The organism is Frigoribacterium sp. AC512, from assembly GCF_979258295.1.
On sequence record NZ_OZ409850.1, the window covers coordinates 1,240,309 to 1,262,925 of the forward strand.

At 72.0% G+C, this 22,617-nt stretch carries 21 protein-coding genes and 3 tRNA genes; 16 read left to right on the forward strand and 8 right to left on the reverse strand.

What is annotated here, in order from left to right:
- Positions 1 to 3: 3 nt before the first annotated feature.
- The 3 genes from ACZZ97_RS05660 to ACZZ97_RS05670 all read left to right on the forward strand — a co-directional run bounded on the left by ACZZ97_RS05660 (position 4) and on the right by ACZZ97_RS05670 (position 2,114).
- Complete coding sequence (locus ACZZ97_RS05660) at positions 4 to 897, forward strand: ATP-binding cassette domain-containing protein (protein ID WP_314102023.1); 894 nt, start codon at positions 4 to 6, stop codon at positions 895 to 897.
- Positions 894 to 1,898 carry an NAD(P)-dependent oxidoreductase gene (locus tag ACZZ97_RS05665; RefSeq protein ID WP_463472534.1) on the forward strand — a complete coding sequence of 335 codons (1,005 nt, stop codon included), beginning with the start codon at positions 894 to 896 and terminating at the stop codon, positions 1,896 to 1,898. The genes ACZZ97_RS05660 and ACZZ97_RS05665 overlap by 4 nt, the downstream gene beginning before the upstream one ends.
- A 143-nt stretch (positions 1,899 to 2,041) precedes the next feature.
- Positions 2,042 to 2,114 (forward strand) — tRNA-Asn (locus tag ACZZ97_RS05670).
- Positions 2,115 to 2,200: 86 nt separating this feature from the next.
- On the opposite strand, the gene def is transcribed toward ACZZ97_RS05670, so the two are convergent.
- The gene (gene def, locus ACZZ97_RS05675; RefSeq protein ID WP_463472535.1) at positions 2,201 to 2,767 is read right to left on the reverse strand and encodes a peptide deformylase; all 567 of its coding nucleotides are present in this window, start codon (positions 2,765 to 2,767) and stop codon (positions 2,201 to 2,203) included.
- Positions 2,768 to 2,807: 40 nt separating this feature from the next.
- Between def and ACZZ97_RS05680 the strand changes: the two genes are divergently transcribed.
- From ACZZ97_RS05680 to ACZZ97_RS05720, 9 genes are all read left to right on the forward strand, one after another.
- Positions 2,808 to 3,728, forward strand: a complete 921-nt coding sequence (locus ACZZ97_RS05680; RefSeq protein WP_123546104.1) for a DMT family transporter — start codon at positions 2,808 to 2,810, stop codon at positions 3,726 to 3,728.
- A gap of 105 nt (positions 3,729 to 3,833) precedes the next feature.
- Entirely contained in the window at positions 3,834 to 5,075 is a 1,242-nt protein-coding gene (locus tag ACZZ97_RS05685; protein ID WP_463472536.1) for a glycosyltransferase, read from the forward strand.
- 34 nt (positions 5,076 to 5,109) lie between these two features.
- Positions 5,110 to 5,183: transfer RNA gene (locus ACZZ97_RS05690), tRNA-Ile, on the forward strand.
- A 79-nt stretch (positions 5,184 to 5,262) separates the two neighbouring features.
- A complete protein-coding gene (locus ACZZ97_RS05695; protein ID WP_463472537.1) occupies positions 5,263 to 5,592 on the forward strand; it encodes a hypothetical protein in 330 nt (109 codons plus the stop codon).
- A 659-nt stretch (positions 5,593 to 6,251) separates the two neighbouring features.
- Positions 6,252 to 7,391: an LLM class flavin-dependent oxidoreductase gene (locus ACZZ97_RS05700; RefSeq protein ID WP_463472538.1), complete on the forward strand. Its 1,140-nt coding sequence runs from the start codon at positions 6,252 to 6,254 to the stop codon at positions 7,389 to 7,391.
- 10 nt (positions 7,392 to 7,401) lie between these two features.
- Positions 7,402 to 8,034 carry an FMN reductase gene (locus ACZZ97_RS05705; protein WP_314101619.1) on the forward strand — a complete coding sequence of 211 codons (633 nt, stop codon included), beginning with the start codon at positions 7,402 to 7,404 and terminating at the stop codon, positions 8,032 to 8,034.
- Between the two features lie 117 nt (positions 8,035 to 8,151).
- On the forward strand, positions 8,152 to 8,982 hold the full coding sequence (locus ACZZ97_RS05710) for a DUF1684 domain-containing protein (protein ID WP_463472539.1): 831 nt from the start codon (positions 8,152 to 8,154) through the stop codon (positions 8,980 to 8,982).
- A gap of 81 nt (positions 8,983 to 9,063) precedes the next feature.
- Positions 9,064 to 10,722 carry a bifunctional 3'-5' exonuclease/DNA polymerase gene (locus ACZZ97_RS05715; RefSeq protein ID WP_463472540.1) on the forward strand — a complete coding sequence of 553 codons (1,659 nt, stop codon included), beginning with the start codon at positions 9,064 to 9,066 and terminating at the stop codon, positions 10,720 to 10,722.
- 205 nt (positions 10,723 to 10,927) lie between these two features.
- Positions 10,928 to 11,464, forward strand: coding sequence for a DUF3145 domain-containing protein (locus ACZZ97_RS05720; protein WP_123546092.1), 537 nt, complete (start codon positions 10,928 to 10,930; stop codon positions 11,462 to 11,464).
- Positions 11,465 to 11,557: 93 nt separating this feature from the next.
- Here ACZZ97_RS05720 and ACZZ97_RS05725 read toward each other — a convergent pair whose 3' ends face one another.
- The 6 genes from ACZZ97_RS05725 to aceE all read right to left on the reverse strand — a co-directional run bounded on the left by ACZZ97_RS05725 (position 11,558) and on the right by aceE (position 19,235).
- Positions 11,558 to 12,796, reverse strand: coding sequence for a beta-ketoacyl-[acyl-carrier-protein] synthase family protein (locus ACZZ97_RS05725; RefSeq protein ID WP_463472541.1), 1,239 nt, complete (start codon positions 12,794 to 12,796; stop codon positions 11,558 to 11,560).
- Between the two features lie 103 nt (positions 12,797 to 12,899).
- Entirely contained in the window at positions 12,900 to 13,148 is a 249-nt protein-coding gene (locus ACZZ97_RS05730) for an acyl carrier protein (RefSeq protein ID WP_056054313.1), read from the reverse strand.
- An 80-nt stretch (positions 13,149 to 13,228) separates the two neighbouring features.
- A complete protein-coding gene (locus tag ACZZ97_RS05735; RefSeq protein WP_314101628.1) occupies positions 13,229 to 14,239 on the reverse strand; it encodes a beta-ketoacyl-ACP synthase III in 1,011 nt (336 codons plus the stop codon).
- Positions 14,236 to 15,156 (reverse strand): ACP S-malonyltransferase, encoded by a 921-nt coding sequence (locus ACZZ97_RS05740; RefSeq protein WP_463472542.1) that lies wholly within the window; start codon positions 15,154 to 15,156, stop codon positions 14,236 to 14,238. Before ACZZ97_RS05740 ends, ACZZ97_RS05735 begins: the two co-directional genes overlap by 4 nt.
- Before the next feature lie 97 nt (positions 15,157 to 15,253).
- Positions 15,254 to 16,453, reverse strand: coding sequence for a PucR family transcriptional regulator (locus ACZZ97_RS05745; RefSeq protein WP_314101652.1), 1,200 nt, complete (start codon positions 16,451 to 16,453; stop codon positions 15,254 to 15,256).
- A 37-nt stretch (positions 16,454 to 16,490) separates the two neighbouring features.
- Positions 16,491 to 19,235: a pyruvate dehydrogenase (acetyl-transferring), homodimeric type gene (gene aceE / locus ACZZ97_RS05750; RefSeq protein WP_314101631.1), complete on the reverse strand. Its 2,745-nt coding sequence runs from the start codon at positions 19,233 to 19,235 to the stop codon at positions 16,491 to 16,493.
- 245 nt (positions 19,236 to 19,480) lie between these two features.
- Between aceE and ACZZ97_RS05755 the strand changes: the two genes are divergently transcribed.
- The 3 genes from ACZZ97_RS05755 to ACZZ97_RS05765 all read left to right on the forward strand — a co-directional run bounded on the left by ACZZ97_RS05755 (position 19,481) and on the right by ACZZ97_RS05765 (position 21,083).
- Positions 19,481 to 19,954: a peroxiredoxin gene (locus tag ACZZ97_RS05755; protein ID WP_314101632.1), complete on the forward strand. Its 474-nt coding sequence runs from the start codon at positions 19,481 to 19,483 to the stop codon at positions 19,952 to 19,954.
- A gap of 88 nt (positions 19,955 to 20,042) precedes the next feature.
- Positions 20,043 to 20,118: transfer RNA gene (locus tag ACZZ97_RS05760), tRNA-Val, on the forward strand.
- A gap of 359 nt (positions 20,119 to 20,477) precedes the next feature.
- Positions 20,478 to 21,083: a hypothetical protein gene (locus ACZZ97_RS05765; RefSeq protein WP_463472543.1), complete on the forward strand. Its 606-nt coding sequence runs from the start codon at positions 20,478 to 20,480 to the stop codon at positions 21,081 to 21,083.
- 601 nt (positions 21,084 to 21,684) lie between these two features.
- Here ACZZ97_RS05765 and ACZZ97_RS05770 read toward each other — a convergent pair.
- Entirely contained in the window at positions 21,685 to 21,966 is a 282-nt protein-coding gene (locus tag ACZZ97_RS05770; protein ID WP_463472544.1) for a hypothetical protein, read from the reverse strand.
- Positions 21,967 to 22,095: 129 nt separating this feature from the next.
- Here ACZZ97_RS05770 and ACZZ97_RS05775 point away from each other — a divergent pair, with 129 nt between their 5' ends.
- The gene (locus ACZZ97_RS05775) at positions 22,096 to 22,530 is read left to right on the forward strand and encodes a LamG-like jellyroll fold domain-containing protein (protein WP_463472545.1); all 435 of its coding nucleotides are present in this window, start codon (positions 22,096 to 22,098) and stop codon (positions 22,528 to 22,530) included.
- Positions 22,531 to 22,617 lie beyond the last annotated feature (87 nt).

Consider the following 22,617-nt stretch of genomic DNA (forward strand, 5'->3'; position numbering starts at 1 on the left):
CGGGTGAGCCCCGAACTCGACCTGGACCGCCCCGTCACGACGGACGACCTCTCGCTGACCTACCCGGCGCGTGCGGGCCACCCGGCGCTGCGGGCGGTGGACGGGGTCACCCTCGACATCCGGGTCGGCGAGATCGTCGCCGTGCTGGGGGAGAGTGGCTCCGGCAAGTCGACCTTGGCGCTGGCCGTCGCCGGCCTCGTCGGCAAGGGCCGTCCGCCGGAGGGCCGGCCGCAGATCAGCGGGGGAGCGGCGAGCGTCTTCGGCCTCGAGCTGACTCGGGCGAGCGCTCGACGTCGCGGCCGGCTGTCGTCGGTCGTCGGCTACCTCGCCCAGGACGACGGCGAGGCCCTGAGCCCCGACCTGACGGTCGGCGAGGCCATCGCCGAGCCGATCTACCTCCGCGACCGGCACTTCGACCGTCGCGAGGCGGGGCGCCTCGTGACGGCGCTGGTCGACGCGGTGCACCTTCCGCTAGGGACGATGCTCAAGCAGACCTGGGAGCTCAGCTCGGGACAGCGGCAGCGCGTGGCCCTGGCGCGGTCCCTCGTGCTCGAGCCGCGCCTCCTCGTGGCCGACGAGCCGGCGCGCGGCGTCGACGTGCTCGTGCGGCAGGCCGTGCTCGACGTCATCAAGAACCTGCACGCCGAGCGGCAGTTCTCGGCGATGGTCGTCACGTCGAGCGTGTCCGAGGCACGGGCGATCACCGACCGCGTGGCCGTCATGCGCGGCGGTCGCCTCGTCGGCCTCGGGCAGATCGACACCGTCCTCCGCGACGGGGTCGACCCCTACGTCAAGGTCCTCTCGACCACGACGCCGATCGACGTCATCAGGCCCGAAGAACGAGAGCGCGGCGAACGAGAGCGCGGCGACGGCCGTCGCGACGAGCGACGGCCGTGACCGCAGGAGGCGCGCGCGGCCACCGCGCAGCGGCCACCGAGGCCGCCGACCTGCCTCCGGAGCGCCGTCCTCGCCCTGGAGCCGTGAGCATCGGCCCGCGCGGCTCGGCGGTCTTCGAGGACGCCGTGCACGAGGCGGGCGTTCAGCTCGTCCCGCTCGGCCCCGACACTCGGGGCCTCATCTGGCTCTCGTACCGCGACGTGGCAGGCCTCGAGTCCGCCCTCGCGGCGCACCCCGGCATCGAGTGGGTGCAGCTGCCCTGGGCCGGGGTGGACGCGTTCTCCGGGGTGCTCGAGGCGCATCGCGACCGGCCCCTCCCGCTCTGGACGAGCGCGAAGGGCGCGTACGCCGAGCCGGTGGCCGAGCACGCTCTCGTGCTGCTCCTCTCGCTGTTGCGCGTCGTGCCCTCGCGGGTGCTGGCGTCGTCGTGGCAGACCGAGCAGCGGGGCATCTCGCTCTACGGCCGGCACGTCGTGATCGTCGGGGCCGGGGGCATCGCGCGCGAGCTGGTGCGCCTGCTGGCGCCCTTCGACGTGCGGGTGACGATCGTGCGCCGCACGGCGGACCCGGTCGAGGGCGTCGAGCGGACCGTGGGGGTCGACCTGCTCGACGAGGTGCTGCCCACCGCCGACGTCGTCGTGGTCGCGGCAGCCGCGACCCCCGGCACGGCCCGGCTCTTCGACGCTCGCCGGCTGGCCCTCCTCCCGTCCCGTGCCGTGTTCGTCAACGTCGCCCGGGGGAGCCTCGTCGACACCGATGCCCTCGTCGCCGCAGTGGGCGCCGACCGGCTCTGGGGCGTCGGGCTGGACGTCACCGACCCGGAGCCGCTGCCGGACGGCCACCCGCTCTGGGGCGACCCCCGCGTGATCGTGACGCCGCACCAGGCGGACACGCCGGAGATGACCGCGCCCCTGCTCGCCGGCCGCATCCGCCACAACGTGCGGGCCCTCGCAGGAGACGGGCACTTCGTCGGCGTCGTCGACCCGGTCGCCGGCTACTGAGCGGGCAGGCCGCCCTGGCCCCTCGGCCTCACCGTCGAGGAGGCGCGCGACGCGCCCGGCGGTCGCCTGGTGTTCAGAGACGGCTGCGACATGCGGTAGTGTTGTGTCCGCTGTCAGGGACTCCGGTCCAAGTCAGCTGCCATTCCTCGATAGCTCAATTGGCAGAGCAGCCGGCTGTTAACCGGCAGGTTGTTGGTTCGAGTCCAACTCGGGGAGCGAAGGCCCAGCGGCTCCACCCGCTGGGCCTTTTCTCTTGTGTGGTGATCGGTCAGCGTGGGTGCTCGGTCGGCGTGGGTGCTCAGTCAGTCGTCGAGGTGGTCGACGCCCGGCAGCCAGGTCTGGCCCGGCACGCCCCAGCCCGACTTCTTCACGCTCTTGGCCGCGGCCTTGTGCAGAGGATGCTCCAGGCGGTCGGCGTAGAGGACGCCGTCGAGATGGTCGTACTCGTGCTGGAAGATGCGGGCCAGCCAGCCGTGCGCCTCGATCTCGTACTCGTCGCCCTCGAGGTCCGTCGCGCGGAGCAGCACGCTCTCGGCCCGGCGCAGCGGGAACCGCTCGCCCGGGATCGAGAGGCACCCCTCCGATTCCTCGTCGTCGTCGAGGGGCTCGATGCCGAGCGGGCTCTGCCAGACCGTTGGGTTGATCGCGACGCCGCGCCAGGGCTCGCCGTCGTCGTCCACCCACGAGTACACGAAGAGACGGAGTCCTACCCCGACCTGCGGGCCGGCGAGGCCCACTCCGGGTGCGGCGTCCATCGTCTCGAACATGTCGGCGACGAGCGTGCGCAGGTCGTCGTCGACGACCTCCACCTCGGCGGCTCGGGCGTGGAGGACGGGTTCTCCCGTGATGGTGATGGGTCGTACGGCCATTCGCCCAGACTATCCAGCGCGCTGCCGCTACCGTGTCACCGTGAGCGCTGACCTCGGGGACCTGACCGCCCAGGTGTCGTTGACCCCCTACCAGGCGCTCGGGATCCCCATCGCCCTCGTCGGCGCGGTGTTCCTCTCGATCGGTGCGCAGCTGCAGAGCCGCGGTGTCGAGAAGGTCGAGCGTCGTCTCGGGGCGGCTCAGAGCGGCATGAGCGTGCGCCAGGTGGTCGCGCTCGTCGGCAGGCCGTCCTGGGTGGCCGGCACGCTCCTCCTGGGCCTGGCCGTCGTCTTCCAGCTCACCAGCCTCAACATCGCGCCCCTCCTCGTCGTGCAGCCCCTCGGTGCCGTGGCGCTCGTCGTCACCGCCGTCGTCAACGCCCGCGTGACCAAGCAGCGACTGAGCGCGAAGGTCAAACGTTCGATCGCGCTCTGCGTGGGCGGCATCGGGCTCTTCGCGACCGTCGCCGCGTTCGCCGCGACCGAGTCGCCGATCACGACCCGTCAGCTCGTGACGGTGCTCGTGCTGCTGCTCGTCGTGGGGGCCGTGCTGGCTGCGGCCTTCGTCGTGCTGCGCCACCGCCGCAACGTGCTCTTCTACGTCATCGGCGCGGGCGTCCTCTACGGCTTCGTCGCGACCCTCGCCAAGGTCGTGCTGAACCGGATCACGTCGGGCACCTTCGACTGGCTCGAGGTCGTCTGCATCGTCATGCTCGTCGCGGCCGCGGTGCTCGGCGGCTACTTCGTGCAGAACGCCTACTCGTCGGGGTCGCCCGACCTCGTCATCGCGGGCCTCACCGTCGTCGACCCGATCATCGCCGTGACCATCGGCATCGTCGTGCTCGGCGAGGCCGCGACGGCGCCGCCGATCGCCGCCGTGCTCTTCCTCGTCGCGGGTGCCGTCGCCGTCGCCGGCGTCTTCCAGCTCGCCAAGCACCAGCCGCAGAAGAAGAGGGTCAGCTGAGCTACCGTGGTCGACGCGGGTCGCCGGGCGTCCGGTTCTCCGGTCCGCTGACCCGCCCCCTCCTGCACCCGGGCCCGACCACCCCTCACGACAAGGACTGACCACGTGACCGACGCCCACGGACCGACCGATCCGAGCGACACCGCAGCCTGGGCCGACGCGCCGAGGCTGACCGTGCTGATCGCCGCCGACACGTTCCCGCCCGACGTCAACGGCGCCGCGAACTTCGCCGAGCGGCTGGCCGTCGGCATGGCGGCCCGCGGCCACGACGTGCACGTCCTGGCGCCCGCAGCCAGCCGGAAGCACGGCACGTTCCTCGAGCAGCACGCCGGCGTGACCCTGACGGTGCACCGGCTCTACTCGACGAGGTGGCCCCTCCACGACTGGCTGCGCTTCGCGACGCCGTGGCGGGCCGAGGCGAACGCCGAGCGGGTGATCCGCCAGATCCAGCCCGACGTCGTCCACATCCAGTCCCACATCGTGATCGGCCGTGCCGTGGTCCGGGTCGCGAACCGTCTCGGCATCCGGGCCGTGGCGACCAACCACTTCATGCCCGAGAACCTGCTCGAGCACACGGGGCTGCCGCACGCGCTGCGGGCCACCGCCGTCAAGATGGCCTGGGCCGACGCGAGCCGCACCTACCACCGCGTCGAGTCGATGACGACGCCGACCGACAAGGCGGCCCGGTTCCTCGAGAAGGCCATCGACGTCGAGGGCGTGCTCGCGGTCTCGTGCGGCATCGAGGCGTCGAACTACGCCGCCCGCGACGACCGGCCGGAGGGCAACCGCATCGTGTTCGTCGGACGCGTCACGGCCGAGAAGCAGATCGACGTGCTGCTGCGTGCCATGACGCTGATCGACCCGGCGCTCGAGAGCACGCTCACGATCGTGGGCGGAGGCGACCTGATGCGGCACCTGCAGCAGCTGAGCGTCGACCTCGGCCTCGCCGGGCGCGTCACCTTCGCCGGCTACCTCTCCGACGCCGAGCTGCGCCGCACCCTCACCGACGCGACCGTCTTCGCGATGCCGTCGATCGCCGAGCTGCAGAGCATCGCGAGCCTCGAGGCGATGGCCTCCGGCCTCCCGATCGTGGTCGCGGACGCGATGGCCCTTCCGCACCTCGTCGACGACGGCAGCAACGGCTGGTTGTTCCGCCCCGGCGACAGCGCCGACCTGGCCGACAAGCTGACACGGGTGCTCACGGCGTCCGACGACGAGTACCGGTCGATGCGGCGAGCCAGCCTCCGGATGATCGAGGGGCACGACATCGAGCGCACGCTGAACGTCTTCGAGGGCCTGTATCGTGGGCAGCCGGTGGCTCCCACCACCGACGTCGTCTCGTCCTGACATCGCCCGCGGGTGCCGGTCGGGCCGGCGACACGGGGCGGTAGCTCAGCCGGTTAGAGCAGTCGACTCATAATCGATCGGTCACGGGTTCAAGTCCCGTCCGCCCTACTTCCGAGCTGATGCCGGAGCCACGCCTGCCGGTCACGCCTCCCAGCCGTCCCGCTCGACCTTCTGGCAGCATGGCGGGATGTTCTTCAGCAGGAGCGTCGGCCCCGACGACGGTGACGACTCCCTCGCGTCCGTCGGCACCGAGCCGCGCATGGGCGTCGGGGCGCAGGTCTACGTGCTCGACTCCGACGAGGAGCCGACGTCGCCGTGGCCCTGGGGGCCGACAGGAGTCGTCATGCGGGCCGGCGGCTCGGCGTGGCAGGGCGTGTCGGCCATCGGTGGCTCGGCCCGGACGTGGTGGGTCGAGTTCGACTCGCCCCAGCTCGACCGCAACGGCGACGGGCCGGTGCAGAGTGCCCAGGTGGCCGAGCGCTTCCTCCGCCTCGCGCCTCCCATAGCGCCCCGCTGACCCCGCCCGCCCGCCGGTCCGCGCCCGCCGGTCCGCCCGGCCCCCGCTGACCCGCGCCCGCCGGTCCGCCCGACGCCGTTGACCCGTGCCCCGCTGACTCGCGCCCCGCTGACTCGCGCCCCGCTGACTCGCGCCCGACGGTCCGCCCGGCGCCCGCATTGCCGCGTGCCGCTCGCGGTCGGTCCCGTCTCGCGTCGGCAACTCCTGATCGGTGCCGCCGCGCCGCGGCGCGTGTCGCCTGCTTCGCGGCTGAGCGGTCCCGGATGCAGGAGTTGTCGACCGGTCAGGAGACGAGACGAGGGGACAGGGCGGGACAGGAGTGGGCAGGGCGCGTCATGACGGGACGCGACGATGAAGGCGGGAACGTGCGTCGCAGTCGCAGTCGCAGTCGCAGTCGCAGTCGCAGTCGCTGACGTGTCGTGTCGTGTCGGCAACTCCTGATCGGTGCCGCTGCGCCGCGGTGTCCGCCCTCTGTGGAGCAGCGGTGCGGACCCGGATGCAGGAGTTGCCGACCGACCGACCGACCGACCGATCGCCGGCCGGTCGACCGACCGGCCGGCGAGGCGGGACGACGAGTCGGCGAGGTCGGGAATGAACGCGGCAGCCCCGTCGTTCACCCAACTACATGCAGACGCATGAACTAGATCTGAGGTGAGACCATGCAGTTCGGAGTCTTCTCCGTCGGCGACATCACGGCCGACCCGACCACCGGCCGGGTGCCGACCGAGCACGAGCGAATCAAGGCGATGGTGACGATCGCCCAGAAAGTGGAGGAGGTGGGCCTCGACGTCTTCGCAGCCGGCGAGCACCACAACCCGCCGTTCGTGAACTCGAGCCCGACGACCCTGCTCGCCACGATCGCGGCGACGACCGAGCGCATCCAGCTGAGCACGGCGACGACGCTCATCACGACGAACGACCCGGTGAAGATCGCCGAGGACTTCGCGATGCTGCAGCACCTCGCCGACGGCCGGGTCGACCTCACCCTCGGCCGCGGCAACACGGGCCCGGTCTACCCCTGGTTCGGCAAGGACATCCGTCAGGGGATCAACCTGGCGATCGAGAACTACGCCCTGTTGCGACGCCTCTGGACCGAGGACGTCGTCGACTGGAAGGGCCACTTCCGCACGCCGCTCCAGGGCTTCACCGCGACGCCCCGTCCGCTCGACGGCGTCGCCCCGTTCGTCTGGCACGGCTCGATCCGCAGCCCGGAGATCGCCGAGCAGGCCGCGTACTACGGCGACGGATTCTTCGCCAACCACATCTTCTGGCCGGCCTCGCACACGAAGCAGATGGTCGAGCTTTACCGCAGCCGCTTCGAGCACCACGGCCACGGCCGCGCTGACCAGGCGATCGTCGGGCTCGGCGGGCAGGTCTTCATGGCCAAGAACTCGCAGGACGCGAAGCGCGCATTCCGTCCGTACTTCGACGAGGCCCCCGTCTACGGCCACGGTCCGAGCATGGAGGACTTCACCAGCCAGACGCCGCTCACCGTGGGCAGCCCGCAGGAGGTCATCGACCGCACGCTCGGCTTCCGCGAGTACGTCGGCGACTACCAGCGTCAGCTGTTCCTCATCGACCACGCCGGACTGCCCCTGCAGACCGTCCTCCAGCAGCTCGACATCCTCGGCGAGGAGGTCGTGCCCGTGCTCCGTCGCGAGTTCGCGTCCCGTCGTGCCGCGGGCGTCCCCGACGCGCCGACGCACGCCTCCCTCGTGTCCGCGGCCGCCGCCTCTGCCGCGACCTCGTCCGTCACGTCCTCGGTCACGGCCGACGCCGCGTCCGTCCCGAGCCTGTAGGAGGCGCCCCGTGAGCACCAGGAAGATCGTCGTCCTCTCGGCAGGGCTCGGCCAGCCCTCCTCCACCCGGCTCCTCGCCGACCGTCTCGCCGAGGCGAGCGCCCGGGCCCTGCTCGACCAGGGCTCACCCGCCGACTTCCGGGTCGTCGAGCTCCGGGACCACGCCCACGACGTGACCGACGCGATGCTGACGGGGTTCCCGTCCGAGGCGCTGGCCGACGTGCTGGCGGCCGTCGGCGCCGCGGACGGGGTCGTGGCCGTCACGCCGGTCTTCACCGGCTCCTACAGCGGCCTGTTCAAGTCGTTCTTCGACGTGCTCGACAACACGGCCCTGACCGGCACGCCCGTGCTGATCGGCGCGACGGCGGGCACGGCGCGGCACTCGCTCGTCCTCGACCACGAGCTGCGGCCGCTCTTCTCCTACCTGCGTGCCGTCGTCGTGCCCACCGGCGTCTTCGCCGCGGCGGAGGACTGGGGCGCCGGCGACTCGACGACCACGGGCCTGCCCGAGCGCGTGACGCGCGCGGCGGACGAGTTCGCCGCGCTGGTCTCCCTGCGGCACACCGAGCGTCGCGACCCGTTCGCCGACGTCGTCTCGTTCGAGGAGCAGCTGGGCCGCCTGGGCGTCCCGGACGACATCTGACCCGCGCACCGGGCCGAGCAGCCGCGGACCTCGCCGTGCCGCGGGGCGCGCGGCCCCGGACGGGTCGATGATGGTCACGCCCGGCGCGGCGACCCGCGCGCACCCCGAGGAGGACGCATGACCGACACCCGCAGCCCCGCCGACGAGCTCGCCCGGTTCCACGAGGCCAGGAGCGCCCGCGCCGTGAGCCCCCGCGGCCCCCTGGCGCTCGTCAACACCCAGTGGGTCGACTCTCCCCAGCCCGTCTGGGGCGTCGCCGGCACCTGGGCGCCGGCGCCCGACGGCCTCGCGGGGCTCCTCGTCACCGCGACCGCCGCCGACGGCGTGCAGGTGGACGGAGAGGTCGTGGACGGCACCGTGCTCGTCGCGGGCGACGACGCGGTGACGCCGAGCGCCGTGCGGTTCTCCGACGCCCTGACCGGGACCGTGATCGCGAACGACGACAGCTCGAGCTGGGGACTGCGCGTGTGGGACGCAGAGTCCGAGGGCATCCGTCGGTTCGGGTCGATCGACTCCTTCGAGCACGACCCCGCCTGGGTGGTGACGGCCGACTTCGTCCCGACCGAGGCAGGCGCGGAGGTGGACATCCGGCACCAGGCGGACCTCGACCTGAGCCGCCCGAAGCCCCTGCCCGGACTGATCCGGTTCTCGCTCGACGGCGTCGACCACGAGCTGGCCGCGTTCCCCAGCGGGTCCGGCGACCGCCTGCAGCTCGTGTTCGGCGACGCGACCAACGGCGAGAGCACCTACTCGGTCGGTCGCTTCCTGTTCCCGACCCCCGGCGACGACGGCACGATCGTGCTCGACTTCAACCAGGCCGTGCTGCCGCCCTGCGCGTTCTCGTACGCCTTCAACTGCCCGATCCCGCCGCCGCAGAACCGGCTGGCCGTGCCGATCGAGGCCGGCGAGAAGAACGTGCTCGACCGCGACGGCGCACTGCTGCACTGACGGCGTGGCCGGGCCCGACGGAGCGGCGAGGCTCCGGGGCCGCAGGCGCGTCCTGTCGGCCGGGGGTGGGATGATCGACGGATGTTCGTGCTCGCCCGTCGCCTCTCCGACGGCGACGTCGAGCTGACCACCTGGCGCCGTCCCGCCCCCGACCAGGCGCTGGTCCCGGCCGACGTCGAGGTCGTCGCCGACGTCGACCTGGTCGAGGCCGTCCGGAGGCGCGAGTCGGGCCCCGAGGGCACGGCAGGGCCCCGCTGGGTCTGGGACGACACCCCCCGGTGGTACCCGCGCCTCCTCGAGGCGGACGTCCGCGTGGCGCGCTGCGTCGACCTGCGGCTCTGCCACGCGCTGCTGCGGTCGGCCGTCGCGACGGCGGGGTCGGAGCTGCACGGGGCGCCCCGCGGCCCGTGGGACGTCCCCCAAGGCGTGGACGGCCCCCGCGACGGCCTCTTCGACGTGCTGCCCGAGTCGCTGCCCGACCCGGCAGGGGAGTTCCTCCGCCAGCGGGCGGCGATCGAGACGAGCCCGGAGCGGGCACGACTCGAGCTGCTGACGACCGCCGAGTCGACGGGCGCGCTGATCGCCGTCGAGATGCGGCACCACGGCGTCCCGTGGTCGGCCCGCGTGCACGACCGCGTCCTCAGCGAGGCCCTCGGACCACGGCCGGCCGCGGGGGAACGCCCGGCGCTGATGCGCACCGACCTCGACGAGGTGCGCAGCCGGCTCGACGCCCCCGACCTCAACCCCGACTCGCCCGCCGAGCTGGTGCGCGCGCTGAACTCGGCCGGCGTCCACGTCGCCTCGACGACCAAGTGGGAGCTCGAACGTCACGACCATCCCGCCGTCGAGCCCCTGCTGCGGTACAAGAGGCGGCAGCGACTGCTCGTCGCCAACGGCTGGGCCTGGCTGGACGCCTGGGTGCGTGACGGGCGCTTCCGGCCGGACTACGTGCCGGCCGGCAGCGTCACCGGCCGCTGGGCCACGAGCGGGGGAGGCGCCCTGCAGCTGCCGAGGGCGGTCCGGGCCGCCGTGGTGGCCGACCCGGGCTGGAAGCTCGTCGTCGCCGACGCCTCGCAGCTCGAGCCGCGCATCCTCACCGGCCTCTCCGGCGACCGCGCGATGGCGGCGGCGGGTCAGGGCGACCTCTACGAGGGCATCGTCGCGAGCGGCGCGGTGGCGAGCCGGGCCGAGGCCAAGGTCGCGATGCTCGGGGCGATGTACGGCGCGACCCAGGGCGAGAGCGGGCGTCTCGTGCCGCGGCTGGCACGCCGGTTCCCGCAGGCGATGGCCCTCGTCGAGACAGCTGCGCGCACCGGCGAGCAGGGCGGCGTCGTCCGCACCCTCCTCGGGCGGACCTCCCCGTCGCCCGGCGACGGCGCCGCGGACGAGCTCCCGCCCGAGATGCCCCGCGCCGAGGTCGGGCGCGACGCGCGGTCGTGGGGACGCTTCACCCGCAACTTCGTCGTCCAGGGCACGGCAGCGGAGTGGGCGCTCTGCTGGCTGGGCGCCTTCCGGCAGGCGCTGCACGACCGGTTCGGCGACCGGGGGGACGACGCCCCGCACCTCACGTTCTTCCTGCACGACGAGGTCGTCGTGCACGCGCCGGCGGACACGGCCGACGAGGTCGCGGTCCTCGTCGTCGAGGCGGCGGCGGCCGCGGGCCGGATGCTGTTCGGCGACGCTCCGGTGCGGTTCCCGCTGACCGTGGCCGTCGTCGACGACTACTCGCAGGCCAAGTAGGAGGCGGGGGCGGCTCCCGGGGGCGCTGCTGCCGCCTCCTCGTCGCCCGTCCCGCAGTCCCCGGCGGGGCAGGCCGGCCGATTGCCAGCCGTTGCACGGTTGTGACCTTCAGGCAGCACGTGTCATGATCGACCCAGCGGGCAGAGGTCCGCTCACAACCGAACACGCACGAGAGCACGCACACGGTCCACGTGTCCACAGGTCGATGGGGAAGTCGCACCTAACGGATGGAGGAATCGTGGCTGCTGCAACGGCTAGGGGAGTGCTCTTCGTGCACTCGTCCCCTCGTGCACTGTGCCCGCATGTCGAGTGGGCGGTCGGTCGAGCCCTCGGGCACGCCGTGAACTTCGCCTGGGTGGCGCAGCCGGTGCTCTCGGGCGCCCAGCGCACCGAGTTCTCCTGGCAGGGCGACGAGGGTGCCGGCGCGCGCATCGCCTCTGCCCTGCGCGGCTGGGAACACCTGCGCTACGAGGTGACCGAAGATCCGGGCGTCGAGAACGACGGCGGGCGCTGGATGCACACGCCCGACCTCGGGGTGTTCTTCGCGCAGACCGACACGGCGGGCAACACCGTCGTGCCCGAGGACCGGATCCGCTACGCCATGGACATCGCCGGCTCGAACGCGCTCGAGCTGCACCGCGAGCTGCGGCTCGCCCTCGGCCAGGCCTGGGACGACGAGCTCGAGCCTTTCCGCTACAGCGGCGAGGGCAACCCCGTCGTCTGGCTGCACAAGGTCGGCTGACCTCGACGCACCCGCACGACGCGACGAAGGCCGGTGGCCCCGAGGGGACACCGGCCTTCGTCGTGCCCGGCGCGGAGGCGCGGGCAGGGTGGATCAGACGGAGCGGAACGCGACGACAGCGTTGTGCCCGCCGAAGCCGAACGAGTTGCTGACCGCGACGATCTCGCCGTCGGGCAGCCGGCGGGGCTCGCCGACGACGACGTCGAGGTCGATCTCGTCGTCCATCTGGGTGACGTTGATCGTCGGGGGAGCGAGGCGCTCGTGCAGCGCCTTCACCGTGAAGAGGGCCTCGATGGCGCCGGCACCGCCGAGCAGGTGCCCGGTCGACGCCTTGGTCGCCGAGACGATCAGCTTCGAGGTGTGGTCGCCGAAGACCCGCTTGATCGCGTGGTACTCGGCGATGTCGCCGACCGGCGTGCTGGTCGCGTGCGCGTTGACGTGCACGACCTGGTCGCGCTCGACGCCGGCGTTCTCGAGCGTCGCGATGACCGCGCGGGCGGCACCGGTGCCCTCGGGGTCGGGGGCGGTGATGTGGTACGAGTCGCTCGTGACCGCTCCGCCGATCAGCTCGGCGTAGATGCGGGCGCCGCGGGCGAGCGCGTGCTCCTCGGTCTCGAGGACGAGCGCCGCGCCTCCTTCGCCGAGGACGAAGCCGTCCCGGGTGACGTCGTACGGACGGGAGGCGGTGGCCGGGTCGTCGTTCCGCTTCGAGAGCGCCTGCATGGCCGCGAACGAGGCGAGGGGCATCGGGTGGATGGCCGCCTCGGAGCCGCCGGCGACGGCGATGTCGGCGAGGCCGGACTGGAGGTGGTCGTAGGCCATGGCGATCGACTCGGTGCTGGAGGCGCAGGCCGAGACGACCGTGCGGGCGCCGGCGCGCGCGCCGAGGCTCATCGAGATCGCGGCGGCGGGGCCGTTGGGCATCAGCATCGGCACGGTCATCGGCAGGACACGACGCGGGCCCTTCTCGCGGAGGGTGTCCCACGCGTCGAGCAGCGTCCACACGCCGCCGATGCCGGTGGCCCAGTCGACGATGAAGCGCTCGGGGACGACCTCGGGCGAGCCGGCGTCGGCCCAGGCCTCGCGCGCGGCGGTGAGGGCGAACTGGCTGGACGGGTCGAGGCGCTTGGTCTCGCGGCGGTCGAGCACGTCGGCCGACGGCACCTTGGCCTGGCCGGCGATGGTGACGGGCAGCTCGTACTTGGCGACCCACTCCTGCTCGAGGGTCGTGATGCCGGAATCGCCCGCGAGGAGCGCGTTCCAGCTGTCGACGGCGGTGCCGCCGAGGGGGGAGGTGCCACCGAGGCCGGTGACGACGATCTTCTTGGTCATGACGATTCTCCTGGAGAGACGGTGCGTCCCTCGGCAGGCGCGGAGCCCACGAGGGGGGACGGAGAGGCCCGGTCACCCCGAGGGGAGACCGGGCCGTCGACGTCTAGTCCTGTGCCTTGGTGATGAAGGTGACGGCGTCGCCGACGGTCTTGAGGTTCTTGACCTCTTCGTCGGGGATCTTCACGTCGAACTTCTCCTCGGCGTTGACCACGATGGTCATCATCGAGATCGAGTCGATGTCCAGGTCGTCGGTGAACGACTTGTCCATCTCGACGGTGTCGGTCGCGATGCCCGTCTCGTCGTTGACGAGCTCGGCCAGGCCGGCGAGGACTTCTTCGGTGGACAGTGCCATGGTGTGTTCTCCTTGAGGGGGTGTCGTGGTGACCGGGGTAAAGCCTATACAGGGCGGCGGCGGCGAGCCGTCGCGGCGCGCTACGGGAGGACGACCACCTGGGCGCCGAACACGAGCCCCGCACCGAAGCCGATCTGCAGCGACAGGCCGCCGCTGAGCTCGGGGTTCTCCTCGAGGAGGCGGTGGGTCGCGAGCGGGATGCTGGCGGCGGACGTGTTGCCGGTGGTCGCGATGTCGCGCGCGATGACGACCGTGTCCGGCAGGCCGAGCTGCTTGGCGAACTCGTCGACGATGCGCATGTTGGCCTGGTGCGGCACGAACGCGGCGAGTTGGTCGCTCGTGACGCCGGCCTGCTCGAGGGCCTGCTTCGCGACCTTCACCATCTCCCACACGGCCCAGCGGAAGACGGTCTGGCCCTCCTGGCGCAGGGTCGGCCAGGCGACCTCGCCGGCACCGGCGCGGTACTCCTGCATCGTGTTCGTCATGCGGATGGCGTCCCACTTCGAGCCGTCGCTGCCCCAGACGGTGGGGGCGATGCCGGGGGTGTCGCTCGCGCCGACGACCGCCGCGCCCGCCCCGTCGCCGAGGAGGAACGAGATGGTGCGGTCGGTCGGGTCGATGAAGTCGCTGAGCTTCTCGGCCCCGACGACGAGCACGTACTCGGCGAGACCGGACTTCACGAAGGAGTCGGCCTGCGCGATGCCGTAGGCGTAGCCGGCGCAGGCGGCCGAGATGTCGTAGGCGGCGGCGGGGTTCGCGCCGATCTTCTCGGCGAGCAGCGAGGCGACCGAGGGGGTGGCGACGCCGCCGCTGATGGTGGAGACGAGCACGACGCCGATCTGGTCGGGACGGATGCCGGCCTTGGCGATCGCCTCGTTCGCCGCGGCCTCGGCGAGGTCGACGACGTGCACCTCGGACGACGCCCGCACGCGCGTCACGACGCCGGTGCGCTGCTGGATCCACTCGTCGCTGGAGTCGATCGGCTCGACGATGTCGGCGTTCGGCACGACCTGGTCGCCCCGGGCGGCGCCGATCGCGAGGATGCGCGTGTACTCGGCGCCGTGCTGCTGCTTGAGCTGGGGGGTGGTCATTCTGCTCCCTCGAGGAGGTCGACGGCGGCCTGCAGGTCGTCGGGGGTCTTCACGGCGACGGAGGGGACTCCGCGCAGCGCGCGCTTGGCGAGGCCCGTCAGGGCGCCCGCAGGGGCGAGCTCGACGATGCCGGTGACGCCGGCGTCGGCGAACGAGGTCATGACGGCGTCCCACCGGACGGGCGACGACACCTGGCCGACGAGCAGCTCGACGAAGCGGCTGCCGGAGTCGACGGCGCTGCCGTCGTGGTTCGTCCAGAGCCGCAGGGTCGGGTCCGCGGCGGTGACCGAGGAGGCGGCGGCGCGGAGGCGCTCGACGGCCGGCTCCATGAAGCGCGTGTGGAACGCCCCGGCGACCTGCAGCGGCACGACCCGGCTCTTGGCGGGCGGCTCTGCGGCGAGTGCGGCGAGGGCCGTCAGCTCGCCTGCTACCACGACCTGCCCGCCGCCGTTGTGGTTGGCAGCGGTGAGCCCGAGGGCCTCGAGGCGGGCGGCGAGCTCGGCCTCGTCCCCGCCCAGGACGGCGCTCATGCCCGTCTCGACCTGCGACGCGGCCTCGGCCATGGCGCGACCGCGCTCGGCGACCAGGCGGACGGCGTCGTGGTCGGTCAGCACGCCGGCGACCGCCGCCGCGGTGAACTCGCCGACGGAGTGGCCGGCCACGCCGCCCACCCGGCTGCGGTCGACGCGGGAGAAGACGGCACGGGCCGTGAGCAGCCCGGCGGCGACGATGAGAGGCTGGGCCACCGCGGTGTCGCGGATGGTGTCGGCGTCGGACGTCGTCCCGTGGGCGACGAGGTCCATCCCGGCCGAATCCGACAGCGACTCGAGGAAGTCGCGCTGGGCGCCGTCCTCCAGCCAGGGCTCGAGGAATCCGGGGGACTGGGAGCCCTGTCCGGGCGCTACGACGACGATCACCGGTCCATCATGCCAACGACCTGCCCCTGCCGTGTGGAGCAACCCGACCAAAGATCGCCGTGGACACTGTGGATCACCACAGCCGCGGCCACAGCGGTCAGCGTCGTCGGGGCGTCTGGCCGTCGGTGTCGGCGATCGACCCGAGGATCAGCGCCGACTGCAGCACGATGGCCTCCCGCGAGCCGGTGGCGTCCCAGCCGATCACGTCCGAGACGCGCTTGAGGCGGTAGCGGACCGTGTTGGGGTGCACGAACAGCTCGCGGGCCGTTGCCTCGAGCGACCGGCCGTTGTCGAGGTAGCACCACAGGGTCGTGAGCAGCTCGGTCGAGTGCGTCTTCAGCGGCTTGTAGATGCGGTTGACGAGGGTCGAGCGGGCGAGGGGATCGCCGGCGAGGGCGCGCTCGGGGAGCAGGTCGTCGGCGAGCACCGGACGAGGCGCGTTCCGCCACGACCGTGCGACGGCGAACCCGGCGAGGGCCGCCTTGGCGCTCTGCGCCGCCTCGACGAGGCTCGGCACCTCGTGGCCGAGCACGAGGTGCCCGTCGCCGAAGCCGGGCTCGAGGGCCGAGGCGATGTCGGTGAACGGTGGCTGCGAGGTGGACTCGCCGTTCTCGTCGGTCTCCTGCTCGGCCCGGCCGATTACCAGCACCAGCCGGCTGCCCTGCACGCCGATCAGGACGTCGGCGTCGAGGTGCCGAGCCGTGCGGCGGAGCTGGTCGACGTCGAGCATGCGCGGGGCCGTGCCGACGAGCACGGACACCTCGCCGTGGCCGTGCCAACCGAGCGCGGCGATGCGGCTCGGCAGCTCGTCGTCGTACTCGCCCCGCAGGATCGAGTCGACCACGAGGGCCTCGAGCCGGGCGTCCCAGAGGCCACGCGCCTCGGCGGCCCGGGCGTAGACGTCCGCCGAGGCGAACGCGATCTCCCTCGAGTACAGGAGGATCGCCTCCCGCAGGCTGTCGTCGCCGTCCTTGACCCTCTCCTCGACGACCTCGACCGTGACCCGGATGAGCTGGAGGGTCTGCTGGAGGCTGATCGAGCGCAGCAGCTCCCGCGGTGCCGCGCCGAACACGTCGGCGGCGATCCACGGCGTCGACCGAGGGTCGTCGAACCAGCTGATGAAGGAGGTGATGCCCGCCTGGGCGACGAGGCCCACCGCCGAACGGCGGCCGGGCGGCATGTCGCCGTACCAGGGAAGCGTCTCCTCAAGCCGCTTGATGGTCGCCGTCGACAACTCCCCGGACACCGTCCGCAGCCACGCGAGCGTTCGCTCCTTCGTGGCCGCGGACGGCTCCATCGGCGAGGCCGGGACCCGCTCGGCGCTCACGCGGTCGTCAGCTCTCCCCGCCGGCGGTGCCGCTGGTGCCGGCCGTCACGTCGTGCAGCTGGTAGCGGTCGATCGCCTGCTGGACGACGCTGCGGTCGACGTCGCCGCGACGCGCGAGCGCCTGCAGCGTGCGGACCACCATGGAGGGGCCGTCGATCTTGAAGAACCGACGAGCAGCCGCACGGGTGTCCGAGAAGCCGAAGCCGTCGGCGCCGAGCGTCAGGTAGTCGCCGGGCACGTACTCGCGGATCTGGTCGGGCACGGCCGCCATGAAGTCGGACGTCGCGATGACAGGACCCTCGGAGCCCTGGAGCTTCTCGGTGACGTAGGGCGTGCGGGGCTCGGCGCTCGGGTTGAGGAAGTTGTGCTCCTCGGCCTCGAGACCGTCGCGGCGCAGCTCGTTCCACGAGGTGACGCTCCAGACGTCGGCGGCCACGTTCCAGTCGTCGGCGAGCAGCTGCTGGGCCTCGAGGGCCCAGCGCACGCCGACGCCCGAGGCGAGCAGCTGGGCACGAGGGCCCAGGTTCTCGGCGGACCTCAGCTTGTAGATGCCGCGCACGACGCCGTCGACGTCGAGGTCGTCCGGCTCGACGGGCTGCTGCATCGGCTCGTTGTAGACGGTGATGTAGAACATGACGTTCGGGTCGTCGTGCGACGGGGTGCCGTCGTCGTTCTTCCCGTACATGCGGTCCATGCCCGCCTTGACGATGTGCCCGAGCTCGTAGCCGTACGCCGGGTCGTACGAGACGACGGCGGGGTTCGTCGAGGCGAGCAGCAGCGAGTGGCCGTCCGCGTGCTGCAGGCCCTCGCCGGTCAGCGTCGTGCGGCCCGCCGTGGCGCCGATGATGAACCCGCGGGCCATCTGGTCGCCCGCGGCCCACATGGCGTCGCCGGTGCGCTGGAAGCCGAACATCGAGTAGAAGACGTAGACCGGGATGAGCGGCTCGCCCTGCGTCGAGTACGACGTGCCCACGGCGGTGAAGGCCGCGAAGGCGCCGGCCTCGTTGATGCCGACGTGCAGGAGCTGGCCCTGGGGGCTCTCCTTGTAGGCCAGCAGCAGCTCGCGGTCGACGGACGTGTAGTGCTGTCCGTTGGGGTTGTAGATCTTCGACGTCGGGAAGTACGCGTCCATGCCGAAGGTGCGGGCCTCGTCCGGGATGATCGGGACGATGCGGTGGCCGAAGTCGGGGGAGCGGAGCAGGTCCTTGAGCAGACGGGCGAAGGCCATCGTGGTGGCCACCTCCTGCTTGCCCGACCCCTTGCGGACGACGTCGTAGGACTTCGCCTCGGGCACCGCGATCTCGGTGTACTTGCTGCGGCGCTCGGGCACGTAGCCGCCGAGGGCGCGTCGGCGCTCGTGCAGGTACTGGATCGCCTCGTCGCCGTCGCCCGGGTGGTAGTAGGGCGGCAGGTACGGGTCCTCGTCGAGCTGCGCGTCGCTGATCGGGATGCGCATCTCGTCGCGGAACTGCTTGAGGTTGTCGAGGGTGAGCTTCTTCATCTGGTGGGTCGCGTTGCGGCCCTCGAAGGCCGGGCCGAGGCCGTAGCCCTTGACGGTCTTCGCGAGGATGACCGTGGGCTGGCCCTTGTGCTCGCTGGCGGCCTTGAAGGCCGCGTAGACCTTCTTGTAGTCGTGGCCGCCGCGCTTGAGGTTCCAGACCTGGTCGTCGGTGAAGTCCTTCACGAGCTCGAGGGCGCGCGGGTCGCGGCCGAAGAAGTTCTCGCGGACGTACGCGCCGCTCTCGGCCTTGTAGGTCTGGAAGTCGCCGTCGGGCGTCGTGTTCATCAGGTTGAGCAGGGCGCCCTCGGTGTCACGGGCGAGCAGGTCGTCCCACTCGCGGCCCCAGACGACCTTGATGACGTTCCAGCCGGCGCCGCGGAAGAAGCTCTCGAGCTCCTGGATGATCTTGCCGTTGCCACGGACCGGGCCGTCGAGGCGCTGCAGGTTGCAGTTGATGACGAAGTTGAGGTTGTCGAGCCCCTCGTTGGCCGCCACCTGGAGCTGGCCGCGGCTCTCGACCTCGTCCATCTCGCCGTCTCCGAGGAACGCCCAGACCTGCTGGTCCGACGCGTCCTTGATGCCGCGGTTGGTGAGGTACTTGGCCACCTGTGCCTGGTAGATCGCGTTGATCGGCCCGAGGCCCATCGACACGGTCGGGAACTGCCAGAACTGCGGCATGAGCCGGGGGTGCGGGTACGAGCTGAGGCCGCCGGTGTGGTGCGACTTCTCCTGGCGGAAGCCGTCGAGCTGGTCGGTGCCGAGACGGCCCTCGAGGAACGCGCGGGCGTACATGCCCGGGGAGGCGTGGCCCTGGAAGAAGACCTGGTCGCCGCCGCCCGCGTGGTCCTGGCCGCGGAAGAAGTGGTTGTAGCCGACCTCGTAGAGGGCGGCCGACGAGGCGTAGGTCGAGATGTGGCCGCCGACCGAGACGCCCGGACGCTGGGCCCGGTGCACCGTGACGGCCGCGTTCCAGCGGACCCAGCGGCGGTAGCGACGCTCGAGTTCTTCGTCGCCGGGGAACTCCGGCTCGTCCTCGGGGGCGATGGTGTTCACGTAGTCGGTCTTCGGGACCATCGGCACGCCGAGGTGCAGCTCGCTCGAGCGAGACAGCAGGCTCTTCATGATCTGACGTGCGCGTTCGTGGCCCTGCGCCGCGACGAGGGAGTCGAGGGACTCCCTCCACTCGGCGGTCTCCTCGGGATCCTGGTCGGTCGTGTCGACCGTGTACGGATCCTGATCGTTTACCGTCACCCTTGACCTCTATCACTCGTGTGTGGTGGACAACAGCCGCCGCCCCACGGGGGCGCACGGCGGTCAGCTCGACGCGGCTCGGGTCCCGGGTCGTCGTCGCGCACTGACCTGGCGAGTCTAGTTGGCTCGGCCGACGGAGGCTCGGCACGCCCTGGGAGAACGTCCTCGCGCGCGGCCGTCTGGGGCGTAACATCGCTCCTCGTGTTGACGTCGGTCGCCCGGACCGGCGCGGAAGGAACGTGCTCATGGCGCTGGAGAACGACATCCAGGCTCCCGACTTCGATCTGCCGAACCAGTTCGGCGAGCACGTGCGCCTGGCGGACTACCGCGGCGTGCGCCCCGTCGCCCTCGTCTTCTTCCCGCTGGCCTTCTCCAGCACCTGCACCGCCGAGCTCTGCACCCTCCGCGACAACCTGGCGATGTTCCAGGACGCCCGCGTCGAGCTGATCGGCATCTCGGTCGACTCGAAGGCGACCCTGCGGGCCTTCGCCGAGGAGGAGGGCTACGACTTCACCCTCCTGGCCGACTTCTGGCCGCACGGCGAGGTGTCGAAGGAGTACGGCGTGTTCCTCGACCACAAGGGCTTCGCCACCCGCGCGACGTTCCTCATCGACGTCGACGGAATCATCCGCGAGCACTTCCTCACCGAGCCCGGCCAGGCGCGCTCGCTGGCCGACTACCGCGCCGCGCTCGACCAGCTCACGTCCGTCCCGGCCTGACTCGCCGTCAGGGCTGGCCCGCCGGAGGCGTCGGCCGGGTCTGCTTCGCGATAACCTGTCTCCTGCTCGCCCGGCCCGACCGGCGCGAGGGCCTTTAGCTCAGTTGGTAGAGCGCCACGTTTACACCGTGGATGTCATCGGTTCGAGCCCGGTAGGGCCCACCATCGCAGCGCGGCCCGACCTCTGCGCCACGACCCACCCCGGACGTCACGACCCGGCGACCCAGCGCAGTCCGTCATGGTCGCTTGCGAGTCGGCGAACGGCTCCGTCGCGGAGTCCTCGACGTCGTCTCGAGCCCTTGCCCGTGTACGGAGAACGAGTGCCGACGCCCGGTCGTCCTGCGGAGAAGGCCGAGAGAGCCGCGGGGTACAGCCGCATCCCCATCTTTGGGGACACGCGACCCCTTACCGCTCTGGCGACCCGTGGGTACCGTCACCTCATCGGCACCGTGCCGACCTTCGCGAGTCCTTCCCCGACCGGCACCATCGGGGCTCCCGAGGGGTTACCCGAGAGACCTCCCGACATGTCCCGAACGATCAGCCGCGCCCGCTGGACGCGCCGTGCCCGCTGGGCAGCCCTGCCCGTCGCCGTGATCGCCTCCGGCGCGATCATCTCGACCGCCTCGTACTCGGCGTTCTCCGCCACCACGTCGAACCCCACCAGCAACTGGTCGACCGGCACCGTCCAGCTCTCGGACGACGACTCCGACGTCGCCCTGTTCTCGGCTTCCGGCCTGAAGCCCGGCGACACGGGGAGCAAGTGCATCACGGTCACGTCGAAGGGCACCCTGCCGTCGGCGGTCAGGCTCTACGGCACCTCGGCCACGACGACGAACTCGCTCTCGTCCTACCTCGACCTGCGCATCGTGCAGGGCACCGGCGGATCGAGCGCGTCGTGCGACGGGTTCACGCCCGCGACCCAGGACTCCCAGGTCTGGTCGGGCACGCTCGCGGACTTCGCGAGCCAGCGCACCGGCTACGCGACCGGCTCGCCGACCTGGTCGCCGTCGGGCACCGCCCCCGAGTCGCGCTCGTTCCAGTTCACCTACACGTTGAGCTCGGCCACCCCGAACACCGGGCAGGACTCCCGTGCCGCGATCGCCTTCACCTGGGAGGCCCAGACCCGCTGACCGGTGGGCGACCCCGGTCGACCACTCGGAGCGTGAGTCCCCTCATGACCACGACCACCACGCCGCAGGACGGCCGCACGGCCTTCTCCTTCTGGGGTGCCCTCTGCGTCGCGACATGTGCGCGGGTGGTCCTCACGACGGCCGTGTGCCTCCTGCTCTGGGCAGCGGTGCCGGCCCTCTGGGGCTGGTCGCCCACCACCGTCGTGTCGGGGTCGATGGCGCCGAGGATCGTCGCGGGCGACGTGGTGGTGGCGATGCCGCTGGACGCCGACCTGCTCGTCCCCGGCCAGGTCCTGCTCGTGGACGACCCCGACCGACCCGGCGAGCTCCGGCTGCACCGGCTGGTCGAGACCACCGACGACGGGCTCCGGCTGCAGGGCGACGCCAACGCGTCGGCCGACTCGAGCCCGGTCCCTGTCGAGGACGTCCACGGCGTGGGCGTCCTGCGGGTGCCCGCGGTCGGCTCCCCGATGCTCTGGCACGGCGGCGACCGCGTGGCCGGCGGCCTGCTGGCGTCGCTGGTCGTGCTGGCGCTGATCGCCCTGACCCGGCTCGAGCCGAGGGGCGACGAGGAGGTGGTCGACCCGCTCGGTCCCTCCCGTCACCGTGCGCGGGCCCCCGTGACGACCCGGACCTGGGCGGCCAGGGTGTCGGGGACGGTGCTCGCCGTCGTCGGCGGCGTGGCCGTGTTGATGCTCGTGGTCGGCTCGAGCCACTCCGCCTTCGCGGGCACGACCTCGACGGCGAGCAGCCTCGCGACGTCACGCTTCGCCTGCCTCGATCGCCCGGTGGCCGCACAGGCGCACTTCGCGTACCAGTACAACGACGGCGTCGGGACGTCGCTGCGGGACAGCAGCGGCAACGGGCGGACGGGCACGCTCACCCAGGGGGCGGTGATCCAGAGCGGGAGCTGTGCGTCGGGCGCGAGCCCGTGGCTGACGCTGGACGGAGTGACCAGTCAGGTCACGACGTCCGAGAGGCTGAGGGCGCCTCAGGTCTTCTCGATCGAGACGTGGTTCCGGACGACGACGACAGCCGGGGGAAGCTCGTGGGCTTCGGCAACAGCCAGGCCGGGGCCTCGACCCAGTACGACCGGCACCTCTACCTCACGGACCGCGGCACGCTCGTCTTCGGCGTGTACAGCGGCCAGCAGTACACCATGTCGAGCACCGCCTCCTACGCCGACGGGGCGTGGCACCTCGCCACCGTCACGCTCGACGGGTCGGGCATGGTCCTCTACGTGGACGGGGCGCAGGTGGCGTCGTCGCCGCAGAACGCGGCGGAGGACTTCCTCGGCTGGTGGCGCATCGGCTACGACACGGTGGGGGGAGTCTGGCCCGAGACGCCGTCGAGCCCGCACTACCGAGGCGACCTCGAGAACACCTCGGTCTACGACGTCGCCCTGTCGGCCGCCGACGTGGCCGCCCACCACGCCGCGGGCCGCTGAGCGGGCCCCGACGGCGCACCGTCACGGTCGGGTGTCTGAGGATCTCGTGCACGTGGCGGTAACGTGGCGTGCCTCGGGGGAGGGAAG